Here is a 15,213-nt window from a genome sequence, read left to right as displayed (position 1 = left end):
AGTAAGTAATCTATTAAATGATTTAGTAAAAAGATAATTTTTTGCCACAAATAATATGATTTAAAATTTTGACTTATTCTATTTTGTTGGGTAAAATCAATATTAGTTCAAATTTGAGAATGTAATTATAAAGGAGGAGCTTATGAAAGAATTCGATACTATTGCTGCTATAGCTACAGCATTAGGAGAAGGTGGAATAGCTATAATTAGAGTATCAGGAAATAAAGCTCTTGAGATTGTAAATAAAATATTCAGAGGAAAAAACGGAAAAGATTTATTAGATATAAAACCATATACAATGAGATATGGTCACATGATAGATGAAAATAACGAAATTATAGATGAAGTTATAGTTAGTTTTATGAAAGGTCCTAGAAGCTTCACAGCCGAAGATACAGTAGAAATAAACTGTCATGGCGGTGTTGTGGCTACTAATAAAGTTTTACAAAACGTAATAAAGGCAGGAGCTAGACTTGCTGAACCAGGTGAGTTTACAAAAAGAGCTTTCTTAAATGGTAGAATAGATTTAAGTCAAGCAGAAGCTGTTATGGATATAATAACTGCTAAAACAGAACTTTCAATGAAATCAGCTATGACTCAAAGCCAAGGAAGACTTTCTATGGAAATAAACAATCTTAGAAAAGAAGCTTTAGATATATTAGCTCTAATTGAATATGCTGTTGATTTTACAGAGGACGATGAAGAACCAGATGAAACTATACCTGTTAAGGTAAAAGATGATGTTATAAGTCTTAAAGATAAAGTAAATGACTTAATAAACACTGCTGATGAAGGTAAGCTTATTAGAGATGGTTTAAGTATGGTTATAGTAGGAAAACCTAACGTAGGTAAATCATCACTTCTAAATGCCCTATTAAACGAAAAAAGAGCAATTGTAACTGACATAGCAGGAACAACAAGGGATGTAATAGAAGAATACATAAACTTAGATGGAATACCAGTTAGATTAGTTGATACAGCTGGAATCAGAGAGACTGAGGATGTTGTAGAAAAAATAGGTGTGGAAAAGTCTAAGGAAAAAATCAATGAGGCTGATTTAGTTATCTTAATGCTAGATACAAGTAGAGAATTAGATGCTGAAGATAAAGAAATCATTGAATACATTAAAGACAGAAAATACATAGTACTTTTAAATAAAGTTGACTTAGATAGAAAGTTATCCTCAGAACTTGTGGATAACTTAGAAAATAAGATAGAATTATCTGCAAAAACTGGTTTCGGAATAAATGATTTAAAGAGTAAAATAAAAGATTTATTCTTTAATGGATCAATTGATGCTGAAAGTTTAATGGTAACTAATACAAGACATAAGGAAGCATTATACAGAACTTCTGAGAACTTAGAAGGAGCATTAAACGGTCTTAATAACAATGAGTTTTTAGATTTAGTATCAATTTATGTAACATCTGCTTTAAGAGCTTTAGGAGAAATAACTGGAGCAGAATTAGAAGAAGACTTAATAAACAAAATATTTGCAGAATTTTGTTGTGGAAAATAGGAGAATGATGAAATATGAGATATAATGCAGGAAGTTATGATATAGTTGTTATAGGCGCTGGTCATGCAGGTTGCGAAGCTGGATTAGCAGCAGCTAGAATGGGATGTAAAACTTTAGTTTGTACATTAACATTAGACTCTGTTGCTATGATGCCATGTAACCCTAATATAGGCGGTACTGCTAAGGGTCATCTAGTTAGAGAAATTGATGCTTTAGGTGGAGAAATGGGAGTAAATATAGACCATACATTTATCCAATCTAAAATGCTAAATACATCAAAGGGACCTGCAGTACACTCTCTAAGGGCACAAGCTGATAAAAAGAAATATCAAGAAAGAATGAAAAAGGTTTTAGAAAACCAAGAAAATCTTCACTTAAGACAATTAGAAGTAGTTGCTGTAGAAGTTGAAGATGGAAAAGTTAAAGGTGTTTTAACTAAAAATGGTGCATTTTTTGAGTGTAAAGCTGTTATAATGACAAGTGGAACATACTTACAAAGTAGAATAATAATTGGGGATGTAAGCTATAGCCAAGGACCAAATGGACTTAGCAATGCTAATGAACTTTCAAAATCCCTAATAGATTTAGGAATAGAACTTAGAAGATTTAAAACTGGTACTCCAGCTAGAATAAATAAGAGAAGTGTTGATTTCTCTAAGATGATAGAACAACCAGGGGATGAGGAAATAGTTCCTTTCTCATTTATAAGTGAAAATATAGATAGAGATCAAGTTTCATGTTGGTTAACATATACTAATGCTGAAACACATAAAGTAATTCAAGATAATATACATAGATCTCCTATGTATAATGGAAGTATAAAAGGTGTTGGACCAAGATATTGTCCATCTATAGAGGATAAAGTAATGAGGTTCCAAGATAAAGAAAGACATCAAATCTTCATAGAACCAGAAGGTGACGATACTGAAGAAATGTATGTTGGAGGAATGTCATCATCTCTTCCAGAGGATGTTCAACTTCAAATGATAAAGACAGTTCCAGGGCTTGAAAATGCTGAGGTTATGAGAACTGCATATGCAATTGAATATGATTGTATTGATCCAACACAATTAAAAGCTTCATTAGAATTCAAAAATATAGATGGATTCTTTAGTGCTGGACAAATTAATGGTAGTTCAGGATATGAGGAAGCTGGTTCACAGGGGATAGTTGCAGGTATAAATGCAGCTTTAAAAGTTCAAGGAAAAGACCCTATGATACTTACAAGATCAGATGGATATATAGGAGTTTTAATTGATGATTTAATCACTAAAGGTACTAATGAGCCTTATAGAATGATGACATCAAGAGCTGAATATAGACTAATATTAAGACAGGATAATGCTGATTTCAGATTAACTGAAATTGGACATAATGTAGGATTAGTTACAGAAGAGAGATGGAATAAATTCCAAGAAAGAAAGCAAAACTTAGAAAGTGAGCTTGAAAGACTTAAAGAACTTCAAATAACTAATAAAACAGAAAATAATGAGAAAATAGTTGAGTTAGGTTCAACAGAACTTAAAAAACCAATAAGAATGTATGAACTTATAAAAAGACCAGAGTTAGACTACTTCTCATTAGCATGTTTAGATCCTGAAAGACCTGATTTACCAAAGGATATTGGAGATCAGATAAACGTAATGGCTAGATACGAAGGATATATACAAACTCAATTAGAACAAGTAGCTCAATTTAAGAAATTTGAGAAAAAAGTTCTTCCAGAAGATTTAGACTACAATGATGTTAATAGTTTAAGAATTGAAGCTATTCAAAAGTTAAATAAAATTAGACCTTTAAATATAGGTCAAGCTTCAAGAATATCAGGGGTATCCCCGGCTGATATATCAGTTCTGTTAATATTCTTAGAGCATTACAGAAAAACTGGGAAAAATAATGAAAATTAAAAGTTATTAAGAAGTTTTCAACAGCACCTGTGGATAAGTCTTATGTAAAACTTATAAACGGTGCTGTAATACTACTTTTAAAAAGTTATCCACATGTGGATAACTTTAGTTTTTTAGTAGAAAATATTATTAAAATAAATTATTTATACTCTTAAGGTTTTGGAGGATTAAGAATGCAATATTTTGATTTAATGAAAAAAGCTTGTGATAGTGTTGGAATGGAATTTAATGAAGACAAGTATCAAAAATTTATGCTTTATAAAGATTTATTAAAAGAATGGAATGAAAAAATAAATCTAACAGCAATAACAGAGGATGAAGAAATAGTAAAGAAACATTTTATAGATTGTATAAAAGCTTTCAAAGCAGATGAATTTAAAAAAGCTAAAACAGTAATAGATGTTGGAACAGGTGCTGGATTCCCAGGATTACCTATAGCTATTATGAGGGATGATGTAAATGTTACCCTACTAGACTCATTAAATAAGAGAATAAACTTCTTAAATGAAGTTGTGAATAAATTAGGTTTAAAAAATGTTGAGACTATACATTCTAGAGCTGAAGATGGTGCTAGAAAAAAAGAGCTAAGAGAAAATTTTGATATTGCCACATCAAGAGCTGTTGCTAATATGTGTGTACTAAGTGAATTTTGTATGCCATATGTAAAGGTAAATGGAAACTTTATAGCTTTAAAAGGACCAAATATAACAGAGGAGTTAAATGATTCAAAAAATGCTATTGGAACTTTAGGCGGTAAGCTTGAAGGAATAACTGAAGTTGAAATCGAGGGAACAGATTTAAACCATAACTTAGTAATAGTAAATAAAATAAAAAGCACACCAAAAACTTTCCCTAGAAAAGCAGGTAACGTAACTAAAAAACCATTAAAATAAAAGACTATGTTTTAAAGTAAATGTTGATTTTTGATGGAGCTGTAGACTTAGCTTAATTTTAAGTAAAAATGAAAATTTTAATTTTGAAATTTGAACTTACACATTTGAGTGAAGCCAAGGAGCTTACTAAAATAATATCATATACTAGTTCTTATTAAGATGGTCTTACAGCTCTATCTAAAAAAATCAATACCAAATAAAACAATAGAAAAATAAAAAAAGTAAAGGTCTCTGTAAACTTTAAAATTTTAATAAATGAGTTGAAGTTTAACTTAGATCTTTTCTTAAATGAGAATTTAACTAAAAATAGCTTAATTTAAATTTTTATTGTTTAAATATACATAAATGGGATAGGAGTAAGAAATGGGGAGAGAGATAATACATATAAATGTTGAAGATATAGTGCCTAATATCTATCAACCAAGAAAATATTTTGATGAAGAGGCATTAGCTGAATTAGCTAATTCAATAATTAATCATGGAATTATTCAACCTTTAACAGTTAGAAAAATTGGAGATATATATGAATTAGTTGCTGGAGAAAGAAGATTAAGAGCTGCTAAGTTAGCTCAATTAGATACAGTTCCATGTACTGTAGTAGATATAACAGAGAAAGAATCTGCTGAAATTGCCTTACTTGAAAATCTTCAAAGAGAGGATTTAAATTTTATAGAGGAAGCAGAAGCTTACTATAACTTAATACTAGATCATAATTTTACTCAAGAGCAATTAGCTAATAGAATGGGAAAAAAACAATCTACTATAGCTAATAAATTAAGATTATTAAAATTAAGTAATAAAGTAAGAGAAATATGCTTACAAAATAATTTAACTGAAAGGCATGCAAGAGCTTTGTTAACTTTACCAGAAGAAAAACTTCAATTAAAAGTTATAAAAGCTGTTGTAAAAAAAGGATTAAATGTTAAAGGTACAGAAGAACTTATTAATAAGGAACTTTTAAAACTTGCAGGAGAAGAATTAAACTCAAAAGGAAAGAAAAAAATATTAGGTGTTTTTCCAACAAAAATATATGTTAATTCTATAAAACAAGTTTTTGATAAGTTTAAAATTCCAGCAGAATATAAATCAAAAGATTGTGGGGAATATGTTCAAATAACAATTAATATACCAAAGGATAAAAAATAGGAATGTTTCACGTGAAACATTCCTATTTTTTAATTTTTTAATTTTTTAATCAGAAATAACCAATAAGTATCTTTTATTATGTAATGTAAAAATATATAATAAAATAGATGTGTTAGAAGGGAGGTGGATGTTCAAGAATAAGATATTCTTGGATAAGTTTAATGAAAACTATTTGTGTTTTTAATCAAAAAGGTGGAGTTGGAAAAACAACAACAAATATAAATATATGTTCTTACCTAGCAATGCAAGGATTTAAAGTTCTAGCAATAGATATAGATCCACAAGGAAATACAACAAGTGGATTAGGTATAGATAAAAGAAAATTGGACAAGTCTATATATGATTTATTAACTGCAGATGAAGATATAGAGTCAATAATGATGAAAAGTGAATTAGTTGAAAATCTTTATGTTGTTCCAGCAACAATGGAATTAGCAGGTGCCGAAGTAGAAATAATAGGTAGGGAAGATAGAGAACATATACTTGTAAATCAAATAAATAATATTAAAGATAAATTTGATTACATATTTATTGACTGTCCTCCATCTTTAGGGGTTCTAACTATTAATGCTTTAGTTGCGTCTCATAGTGTTTTAATACCAATACAAGCTGAATATTATGCTTTAGAAGGGGTAGGACAATTAATAAATACAATAAATTTAGTTAAGAAATCTCTAAATAAAGATCTTGATATTGAAGGTGTAGTAATGACTATGTATGATTCAAGAACTAACTTAAGTACAGAGGTTTATAAAGAAGTAAAAGAATACTTCAAAGATAGATTATATGAAACAACTATTCCTAGAAATGTTAGGTTAGCTGAAGCTCCAAGTTTTGGATTACCAATATGTTTATATGATGAAAAATGTAGGGGAGCTAAGTCTTATGAAAAATTAACTGAGGAATTCCTAAAAAGACAGGGAGTGAATATATAGATGGCTAAAAAATTTGGGTTAGGAAAAGGATTAGGGGCCTTAATACCAGAAGATAATAATATTAAGGAAGAAAAAGAAGAGAAAAGTGGAATAATAAATATTGAGATTAAAGAAATAAAGGCTAATAAGAAACAGCCTAGAAAATTCTTTGATAATAATAAATTAAAAGAATTAGCTGAATCTATAAAAGAACATGGTATAATTCAACCTTTAATCTTAAAAAAAGAATCTAAAGGATATTCAATAATTGCAGGGGAAAGAAGATATAGAGCTGCTAAAATAGCGGAATTAATAGAAGTACCTGCTTTAATAATGAATATTTCAGATGAGAAACTTCTACAAATATCTTTAATAGAAAATATCCAAAGAGAAGATTTAAATCCTATAGAAGAAGGATTAGCATATGAAAGATTATTAAAAGAGTTTGCTTTAACTCAAGAAGAACTTTCTAAAACTATAGGTAAATCAAGAACTACAATAACTAACACAATGAGATTGTTAAAATTAGATGATAGAGTTAAGGATTATGTAATAGAAGGAGTTATATCAGAAGGTCATGGAAGAGCTATTCTACCATTAGAAAATGATGCTCAATATGAAGTAGCTCAAAAAATTATTGATAACTCCCTTTCTGTTAGAGAAACAGAAAAGTTAGTTAAGAAAATCTTAAATGATGTTGTTGAAGAAAAAACATCAGAAAGAAGAAAACCACTTAATCCATACTATAAAGATGTTAGAGATAGACTCCAAGATCATTTTGGAACTAAGGTTAATTTAAACTCTAATAAGAATAAAGGTAAGATAGAAATAGAATACTATTCAGAAGAAGATCTACAAAGAATACTAGACATTATAAATATTTAAAAATGTTTCACGTGAAACATTTTAAGAACATGAAGGGATGATAAATTACATGGAGAATGTATTAAATATACTAACACAGTATTCAACTTATATAACAATAGGATTAATAGTATTAGTTTTAATCCAATTCATACTATTAATAGTAGCTTTCAGAAGTTTAAATAAAGTAGAAAAGAAATTTAGAAAAATTATGAGGGGAGTTAATAATAAGAATTTAGAGGAACTTATTAACTCTTATTTAGACAAAGTGGAAGAAGTTAAAAAAGATTCAGAAGAAACTGTAGAAACAAATAAAATATTAAAATCTCAACTTGAAAAATGTACTCAAAAAGTATCTGTTATAAGATATAAAGCTTTCGAAGATGTTGGAAGTGATTTAAGTTTCTCAATTGCCTTACTAGATGGAGAAAATAATGGAGTTATCTTAACAGGAATATATGGAAGAGACTATAATACAACATATGCTAAGCCAATAGATAAAGGAATATCTAGATATGATTTATCAGAAGAAGAATTACATGTTCTAAATGCTGCAATGAATAAATAAATTAGAGTCATATATTCATTAAATAAAAATAGGTTATATTAAAACAACTTTTAGATTTATTAGTTGGCTTTAATATAGCCTATTTTTTATGGATTAAACAAAATGTTTCACGTGAAACATTTTGCATTTTAAAAATTATATTTTACTAATAAGTATTTAAAATATCTAAAAATATATATTAATTTCAATAGAATAAAAATTTAGAATAATTCCATCTACAATATATTTTCTAGGGTGGAATCTATTAAATCCTTTTTAAATCCTACTGATTTTAATATGCAATGATGAATTCCACTAGATATAGCATTAGCTAAAAGCATAACAGTGTATAATCTAGTATTTTGTAATACCATAAACTCTAAAGAACCAGATATATTAACTATGCCAAGAATACTTAAATCCCCTACAGGTGGCAAATTTTTATTTAATGCTATTCCTGGCTTAAGGGGTCTTTTTTCAATGAGTACATGACCAACATTATCAACTGACCCTAAACATGCATCAATAGCTATGATAAAAGGTTTTTTATGTTTTAATTTTATTAATTTTATGGTTTCTTTTAAATTTTTAGCATGAACAGTTTCTTCTAATGTTCCATAAACAAAAATATTATTTTTTGATAAAAATTTAATTTTTTCACCAATTAAAGGACCAAGGGCATCTCCTGTTGAACGATCAGATCCGACACAGATAAAGACAATAGGTCTATTCTCTTTTATTATTGGATTAAGTTCATTACAAAGATAATCTCTTATTTTAAATGAAGCTTTAGGATCTAACGAATCTATATAAAAACTTGTACACATGATAACAACCTCCTTATTTGAAATTATTACCAAAATTAAAAAGTCTATACTTATAATATCTTAACTTTTTTAAATATATTGAAAAATATTATGAAGAAAATAAAGAATACAATTCCTAAAAAGCCGTTAAGTTCTAGTCCTACAAATATACATATTAAAGTTAATAAAGGATGTATTCCTAATGTAGATGACATAAGTTTGGGCTCTAAAAATTGGCGTAAGAAAAAAATAAATAAATATAATATTAGTAAAAAAATAGCTGAAAAAATATTGCCTGAGCTATATGAAATAAAAATAAGTGGAAGATAAATTAATGGCATACCTAGTATAGGAATTAAATCTAATAAAGCTGCAAGTACACTAAGTAATAGTGCATACTTAATTTTTAAAAAAGAAAATCCTAAAAAGGTTAATATAAAGGAAATAAGAATTAAAAATAAATATGAAAAACAATAAGTTAAAAACATCTTTTTTATTTCATATAAAATAGTTAAAATCCTCTTACTATAATTAGAATTTAAGTAGTTGGATAATATTTTGTTAAAGTTAGAAGTATTTAATTCTTTAGATAAAAAATATGTTGATAGCACAGTAAAAATAAGAAGCATAAAAGTATATGGTAAATAGCTTATCAATAGAAAAATTCTTTGAATCAATTCTGTGCCAAAAGATAAAATAAATACTGTTAATTCCTTAATAGAAGATATTAAGGAATTTTTTATTAAGTTTAGAATAGTATTATCAATAAAATTATTTTCAAGCCAATTTTGAATAGAAATAAAGTAACTATGAAATTCTTTTGAGTTAGTAGATATTATTTCTTGAATATAATTTGTTAGTGATGATGATTCATATGCTAAAGATGTAATAAATAAAGTTAAGATCACTATTATTATAAAGAAAAAAATAAATGTACTTATAAAAGAGGATACTCCAACGTTAAGCTTAAATTTCTTCATTAAAAATTGAGTTGGAGTTTTTAATAGTAAAGAAAAAATAAATGCTAGTAGAAAGGGTAATGTATACTTTAAAGTGTTAAAAAATGTAAAAAATATAAGTGTGTACAAAATAAAAAACACACTTATTTTTTCACTTTTGATTATTAAATTTTTCATAGGTCGGAAGTCTACCTCCTTGAAATTAATTCTTTTATAACCTCAACAAATCTATAGACTTCTTCCAATGTATTGAAGTACCCTAAGCTTATTCTTATACTTCCAGTTGGATATGAACCAACTGTTTTATGAGCAAGAGGAGTACAATGAATTCCTGTCCTACATGTTATATTAAACTCACTATCTAATAAGAATCCTGTGAATTCAGGATCCATACCTTCTATATTAAAAGATATTGTTGAAGTTTTCTTTTTTGCATCTATAGGACCATAAAGTTTAACTTCAGGAATTTCAGATAATAAATCCATAGCTTTTTGACATAACATTTCTTCTTTTAATTTTATGTTTTCAATGCCTTCTTTTTCTATGAACCTAACACCTTCTAAAAGACCTATTATTCCAGGAGTATTTAAAGTTCCATACTCGAATTTATCAGGTAATTCTTGAGGGTGTTCTACTAGAGAAGAATTACTTCCTGTTCCTCCAGAAAAAATATTTTTACAAATAGAATTTAAGTTATCATCTATAATAAAACCACCAATTCCTTGAGGACCTAAAAGAGATTTATGTCCTGTAAAAGTTAATGCATTTAAGTTTAGTTTGGTCATATCAATAGGAATAACCCCTGCTGTTTGAGCTGAATCTAAAATAAAGAAAATATTCTTCTTCTTACAGATTTCACCTATTTCTTCAATTGGTTGTATTGTTCCTACTAAATTAGAAGCGTGAGATAAAATTATAAGTTTTGTATTATCCTTTATTTTTTCTTTGATTTTTTCAATTGATAAAAGACCTTCTTCATTGCATTGAACAATATCTAGTTCTACATTAGGGACTTCTTCACTAATTTTTACTAGTGGTCTTAGTACAGAATTATGTTCCATAGATGTAGTAATTATATGCCAGCCAGATTTAATTATTCCTAAAAGTAACATATTTAATGATGTTGTAATGTTATTTGTAAAAATAACATTTTCACTTTTGGGAAAATTAAAAAATTTGGCTAATTCATATCTGCATTCATAAACAGCTCTACTACTTTGTAATGCTGTAGATGATGAACCTCTATTTGCACTTCCTCCTTCAAAATTCATATAATCAACCATTGCCTTTATTACAGAGTCTGGTTTAGGAAAAGTAGTGGCTGCATTATCAAAATATATTCTATTCATAAATAAAAACCTCACATGAAAATTTTAAATATTCCGTATATGGTAAAACCTAATCCAAGTAAAACCATAAAATACTTTACTCCAGTATGAGCTTTACCCGTAAGCTCTTTCTTTACTAAACCTCCACCTTTGGCAGCCATAAAATTTAATAATATAAACCACCCTAAAGTAGTAATGAACATTGCACTTATAGCTACTGAGAAGAAATGTCTACCTGAAATTTTCCATATACTCATTATTCCTGCACTTACTGCCATCCAAACTGATAAAGTCATAGGGTTTACAAAGGTTATTAAAAAACCATTTATAAAGCCGCTACCAGTTTTATGACTTTCTATAGTTTTAACACATTTCTCATCTAAACTTTTTTGAGAAGCTTTAAAGACTAAATTTACTATTATAAGAACTAATCCTGAAATAATCCAAAAAGCACATTCTACATACCTATTTAAATTTAATAATTGAGCTACTCCGAAGTTTATTAATATTATATACAAATAGTCGGCTGCTATTGCACCTAAGGAAACTTCAAAGCCTTTTTTAAAACCTTTATCTAGAGATTGTGTTGCAGCTTCTATTGCAGCTGGGCCAAGGGGTATTGAAACTAAAAGGCCTGTTATAACTCCAGATAAAATAGCCTTTAAATAGAAAAAAGACATACTCAAACTCCTTTTATAGTTGTTTTTATAAATTTACATAATTATATTATAGTTCAAAATGAGAAACCTTTCATCATTATTTTAAAAGTGTTAACTTTTATGATATATACTTATAATATATACTAATAACGTTATAGATTTTAAGAAAGGAAGTTTTTTTAGTATGAAAGATTTTATAATGGTTTTTAATAATACACATGAGGCTATGGAAGGTGAAAGAATACTTAAAGAAAATGGTATATCATTTATAATAATGCCTACGCCAACATACATAACAAAAAGCTGTGGAATAAGTTCAGCTTTTAATAAAGATCAATTAGAGATGATAGAAGGTTTAGAGATTAAATTTAAAAATATATATTCCATAACAAGCAAAGGCTTTGAAATATATAAATAAAGCCCATATTTTTAAGTGGATATTAATTTTTAGTTAGCACTTCAGATTTAGCTAAAAATCAACAATAGTTCAAAATAGAATTAAATAAAAAGTATATTATAGTGAAGTTATAAGGGAGGGGTTTAATGTTATTAGATAGCGTTTTAGGAATTAATTTTGAATTTGATTACATTAAGTTTGGAGCAATGAAAATACCTTTATCAACAATTGATTTCTTATTAAAGAAATTTATAACTATAGTTGTTATAGTTATATTAATGGGAGTTACTATTAAAATAGGAGATAGAATAATAAATAAAGCTGTTAAAAAGCAAATTGATACAAATTTTAAATTTTCTATAGATGCTAGAAAAGCAAATACTATAGGAACTTTATTAAAAAGTATAGTAAGATATTCTGTATATTTTATAGGCATAACAACAATGCTATCAAGTATATTCGGAAATATATCTTGGGCCTTTGCATCTGTTGGAGGTGTTGCAGTAGGTTTAGGAGCACAAAGTTTTGTCAAAGATGTAATAAATGGAGTTTTTATACTTTTCGATGATCAGTATAATGTGGGCGACTATGTAACTATTGAAGGTGTAAGTGGGGTTGTTGAAACTATAGGGCTTAGAACAACAGAACTTAGAGATTTTGATGGTTCTCTTCATATTATACCTAATGGAATGATTAGAATAGTAACTAACGATTGTAAGGGTAGTATGAGAGTACAAGTAGATATTGGAATAGCTTATGAGGAAGACATAGATAATGCTATAAAAGTAATAAATGATGTTTGTAATACATACAACAAAGAAAATATGAACATAACAGAGCCTTTAAAGGTTTATGGAGTTACAGCTTTAAATAATTCTAGTGTAAATATTAGAATATATGGTAAAACTAAACCAATGGAACAATGGGGAGCTGAAATAGAGTTAAGAAAGCGTATTAAAATGGAATTGGATAAACAAGGTATAGAAATACCATATCCAAAGACTGAAATAATAAAGGATTAATTTAAAGGGGGAGTAATTTATTATGATTAACAAATTTTATCTAGGTGATATAGTTAAAATGAGAAAAGTTCATCCATGTGGCAGTGATGAATGGGAAGTTATAAGAATTGGTGCAGATGTCAAGATAAAATGTTTAGGGTGTGCAAGAATCGTAATGCTTCCTAGGTCTAAATTCCAAAAAGGGGTTAAAAAGGTTATAAAATCTAATGCCCCAGAGGAAGAAATTACTGAATAAAAAATTAAAAAAATAATTTTCAAAAAGTTATGTTTACATTAATAAAGAGGGTTGCAATAACCCTCTTTTAATGTTAGAATATTTAATTGTAATCCCTGCTATGCTAGAGCATAGCCATAGTCCAGAGGGAGGAGGTGTAAATGATGAGAAAATATGAAACTATATTCGTAGCTCACCCATCATTAGACGAGGAAGCAGTTAAAGCTTTAATCGAAAAATTCAAGGGTGTTATAGAAAACGGAAATGGTACAGTTGACAACGTTGATTTCTGGGGTAAGAGAAAATTAGCTTACGAAATCGCTAAAGTTAACGAAGGTTACTATACTTTAATAAACTTCACTGCTAACCCAGAATTACCAAAAGAGTTAGACAGAATATTCGGAATAACTGACGGAATAATCAGAAACATCATCGTTAAAGAAGAGCAATAAGAGGTGATCGTAAATGAATAAAGTAGTTTTAATTGGTAGACTTACTAAAGATCCAGAGCTTAGATTTGCTGCAGGTAGTGGTACGGCAGTTGCAAGATTTACACTAGCTGTAAATAGACAATTCAAAAAAGATGAGGCTGATTTTATTAGTTGCATCGCTTTTGGAAAAACTGGTGAGACCATAGCTCAGTATATAACTAAAGGTAGACAATTGGCTATCTCAGGAAATATCAGAACTGGTAGCTATGAAGCTCAAGACGGAACTAGAAGATATACTACTGACGTAGTTGTTGAAGGTTTTGATTTCATCGACTCAGGAAATGGTGGAGCAAGAGGAAACTCAGGTTTTAACCAAGGAAATGATTTCGGTGGTTCTTTCGGTATGCCAGACAATTCATTTAGTGATTCATCATTCAATAGTAATGATGACATGACACCAATTGATGATGGAGATATTCCATTCTAATTCAGATTTTAGGTAAGGAGGGAAATAGTGATGAATAACAACGTAAAAAGAGGCGGAAAATTCAGAAGAGCAAGAAAAAAAGTTTGCATATTCTGCGTTGATAAAGCTGAATCAATAGATTACAAAGATGTATCTAAATTAAAGAAATACATCACAGAAAGAGGTAAAATATTACCAAGAAGAATTTCTGGAACTTGTGCTAAGCATCAAAGACAATTAACAGATGCTATCAAGAGATCAAGAAATATCGCATTATTACCATTCACAACTGAGTAATGGTTACAAAACCCCTGATATTTTCAGGGGTTTTTTTATTATATAATTAAACTTGTATTATATAGATTGATTGAAACACCTTATTAAACTTTTTTTATTATATAAATTAAAATTTTTTTTGTTTAATGTGGTAAGTATATTAAAGTGTACAAGTTTCCGTATTGAAGTGTACACTTTAATATAAATTCTGCTAAAACTCAGAGTTAGCTAAAATAATCTCTGAATCAAGTCTCACTTTGCCTAATAGCTATCAATTCTAAAGTTCCAGCCTAAAGCTGTCGCTAAGAATTGCTATGCTCCTAGGGTAAATTCGACTAAGATTCATTTTATCTGATAATTAACCAATTCTAAAGTTCTAGCTTCTATCACTAAGAATTGATAAATTCCTAGATAAATTCGACTAAGATTCACAGTTCGCCAAAGGCTCCTTTGAATCAAGTCTCATTTTATTGCATAAGACTATAAAAATAAATAAAATAAAGGTATATAATAAAGGGTATAATTGGGAGGGGACTATGAAGAAAGATAATTTTAATATTATGGGAGATATAAAGGTTATTGAAGAGATAAAAGCTCAAATTATCTGTATATTAGGAGAGTTATTTACTCTTTTAACAAAGGGAAGTAATGTAGCAAAGGATGCTATAGTAAATTGCATAGCATCTCTAATGATTTTACTATACATTTTGGCAGATAAATTAGGTCATTCTGCAATAGAAGTAGATGAGACAATGAAAAAAAGTTTAAAAATTGGTATAGTTGAAGAAGATAATCTAGAGAAACAAGGAGGTAATTTAACTAAATTATTTAACCACTTAAAAGAAAGAAGATAATCTATTTGGAG

18 protein-coding genes are annotated in these 15,213 nt (G+C 28.2%); 14 read left to right on the top strand and 4 right to left on the bottom strand.

What is annotated here, in order from left to right:
* The first annotated feature begins 142 nt into the window (after positions 1–142).
* From mnmE to OIF33_RS14270, 7 genes are all read left to right on the top strand, one after another.
* A complete protein-coding gene (mnmE, locus tag OIF33_RS14300; protein WP_322504932.1) occupies positions 143–1,519 on the top strand; it encodes a tRNA uridine-5-carboxymethylaminomethyl(34) synthesis GTPase MnmE in 1,377 nt (458 codons plus the stop codon).
* Between the two features lie 14 nt (positions 1,520–1,533).
* Positions 1,534–3,426, top strand: coding sequence for a tRNA uridine-5-carboxymethylaminomethyl(34) synthesis enzyme MnmG (gene mnmG, locus OIF33_RS14295; RefSeq protein WP_322504931.1), 1,893 nt, complete (start codon positions 1,534–1,536; stop codon positions 3,424–3,426).
* A 173-nt stretch (positions 3,427–3,599) separates the two neighbouring features.
* Entirely contained in the window at positions 3,600–4,319 is a 720-nt protein-coding gene (rsmG, locus tag OIF33_RS14290; protein WP_322504930.1) for a 16S rRNA (guanine(527)-N(7))-methyltransferase RsmG, read from the top strand.
* Between the two features lie 363 nt (positions 4,320–4,682).
* The gene (noc, locus tag OIF33_RS14285; RefSeq protein WP_322504929.1) at positions 4,683–5,465 is read left to right on the top strand and encodes a nucleoid occlusion protein; all 783 of its coding nucleotides are present in this window, start codon (positions 4,683–4,685) and stop codon (positions 5,463–5,465) included.
* Positions 5,466–5,626: 161 nt separating this feature from the next.
* Positions 5,627–6,400: a ParA family protein gene (locus tag OIF33_RS14280; protein WP_322504928.1), complete on the top strand. Its 774-nt coding sequence runs from the start codon at positions 5,627–5,629 to the stop codon at positions 6,398–6,400.
* On the top strand, positions 6,401–7,264 hold the full coding sequence (locus OIF33_RS14275; RefSeq protein ID WP_322504927.1) for a ParB/RepB/Spo0J family partition protein: 864 nt from the start codon (positions 6,401–6,403) through the stop codon (positions 7,262–7,264).
* A 49-nt stretch (positions 7,265–7,313) separates the two neighbouring features.
* Positions 7,314–7,811: a DUF4446 family protein gene (locus OIF33_RS14270; protein WP_322504926.1), complete on the top strand. Its 498-nt coding sequence runs from the start codon at positions 7,314–7,316 to the stop codon at positions 7,809–7,811.
* Positions 7,812–8,026: 215 nt separating this feature from the next.
* Here the strand turns inward: OIF33_RS14270 and yyaC are convergent, their stop codons facing one another.
* From yyaC to OIF33_RS14250, 4 genes are read right to left on the bottom strand one after another with little or no spacing between them, the layout of a single operon-like run.
* The gene (yyaC, locus tag OIF33_RS14265) at positions 8,027–8,617 is read right to left on the bottom strand and encodes a spore protease YyaC (RefSeq protein WP_322504925.1); all 591 of its coding nucleotides are present in this window, start codon (positions 8,615–8,617) and stop codon (positions 8,027–8,029) included.
* Between the two features lie 50 nt (positions 8,618–8,667).
* Positions 8,668–9,732, bottom strand: coding sequence for a sporulation integral membrane protein YtvI (gene ytvI, locus OIF33_RS14260; RefSeq protein WP_322504924.1), 1,065 nt, complete (start codon positions 9,730–9,732; stop codon positions 8,668–8,670).
* A gap of 11 nt (positions 9,733–9,743) precedes the next feature.
* On the bottom strand, positions 9,744–10,904 hold the full coding sequence (locus tag OIF33_RS14255) for an aminotransferase class V-fold PLP-dependent enzyme (protein WP_322504923.1): 1,161 nt from the start codon (positions 10,902–10,904) through the stop codon (positions 9,744–9,746).
* An 11-nt stretch (positions 10,905–10,915) separates the two neighbouring features.
* Positions 10,916–11,563 carry a LysE family translocator gene (locus OIF33_RS14250; protein ID WP_322504922.1) on the bottom strand — a complete coding sequence of 216 codons (648 nt, stop codon included), beginning with the start codon at positions 11,561–11,563 and terminating at the stop codon, positions 10,916–10,918.
* A gap of 163 nt (positions 11,564–11,726) precedes the next feature.
* On the opposite strand from OIF33_RS14250, the gene OIF33_RS14245 reads away from it, so the two are divergent.
* The 7 genes from OIF33_RS14245 to OIF33_RS14215 all read left to right on the top strand — a co-directional run bounded on the left by OIF33_RS14245 (position 11,727) and on the right by OIF33_RS14215 (position 15,202).
* The gene (locus tag OIF33_RS14245) at positions 11,727–11,960 is read left to right on the top strand and encodes a DUF3343 domain-containing protein (protein WP_322504921.1); all 234 of its coding nucleotides are present in this window, start codon (positions 11,727–11,729) and stop codon (positions 11,958–11,960) included.
* A 125-nt stretch (positions 11,961–12,085) separates the two neighbouring features.
* On the top strand, positions 12,086–12,961 hold the full coding sequence (locus tag OIF33_RS14240; RefSeq protein ID WP_322504920.1) for a mechanosensitive ion channel family protein: 876 nt from the start codon (positions 12,086–12,088) through the stop codon (positions 12,959–12,961).
* A 22-nt stretch (positions 12,962–12,983) separates the two neighbouring features.
* Positions 12,984–13,196: a DUF951 domain-containing protein gene (locus OIF33_RS14235; protein WP_322504919.1), complete on the top strand. Its 213-nt coding sequence runs from the start codon at positions 12,984–12,986 to the stop codon at positions 13,194–13,196.
* 143 nt (positions 13,197–13,339) lie between these two features.
* Positions 13,340–13,627 (top strand): 30S ribosomal protein S6, encoded by a 288-nt coding sequence (gene rpsF, locus OIF33_RS14230; protein ID WP_322504943.1) that lies wholly within the window; start codon positions 13,340–13,342, stop codon positions 13,625–13,627.
* Positions 13,628–13,640: 13 nt separating this feature from the next.
* On the top strand, positions 13,641–14,093 hold the full coding sequence (locus tag OIF33_RS14225; protein ID WP_322504918.1) for a single-stranded DNA-binding protein: 453 nt from the start codon (positions 13,641–13,643) through the stop codon (positions 14,091–14,093).
* Positions 14,094–14,123: 30 nt separating this feature from the next.
* Positions 14,124–14,369, top strand: a complete 246-nt coding sequence (gene rpsR, locus OIF33_RS14220; RefSeq protein WP_322504917.1) for a 30S ribosomal protein S18 — start codon at positions 14,124–14,126, stop codon at positions 14,367–14,369.
* A gap of 515 nt (positions 14,370–14,884) precedes the next feature.
* Positions 14,885–15,202 carry a MazG-like family protein gene (locus OIF33_RS14215; RefSeq protein ID WP_322504916.1) on the top strand — a complete coding sequence of 106 codons (318 nt, stop codon included), beginning with the start codon at positions 14,885–14,887 and terminating at the stop codon, positions 15,200–15,202.
* The last annotated feature ends 11 nt before the right edge of the window (positions 15,203–15,213 follow it).

It is taken from the genome of Clostridium sp. LIBA-8841, assembly GCF_034439435.1.
GTDB lineage: Bacteria > Bacillota > Clostridia > Clostridiales > Clostridiaceae > Sarcina.
This window is presented reverse-complemented; position numbering and strand designations above follow the sequence as displayed.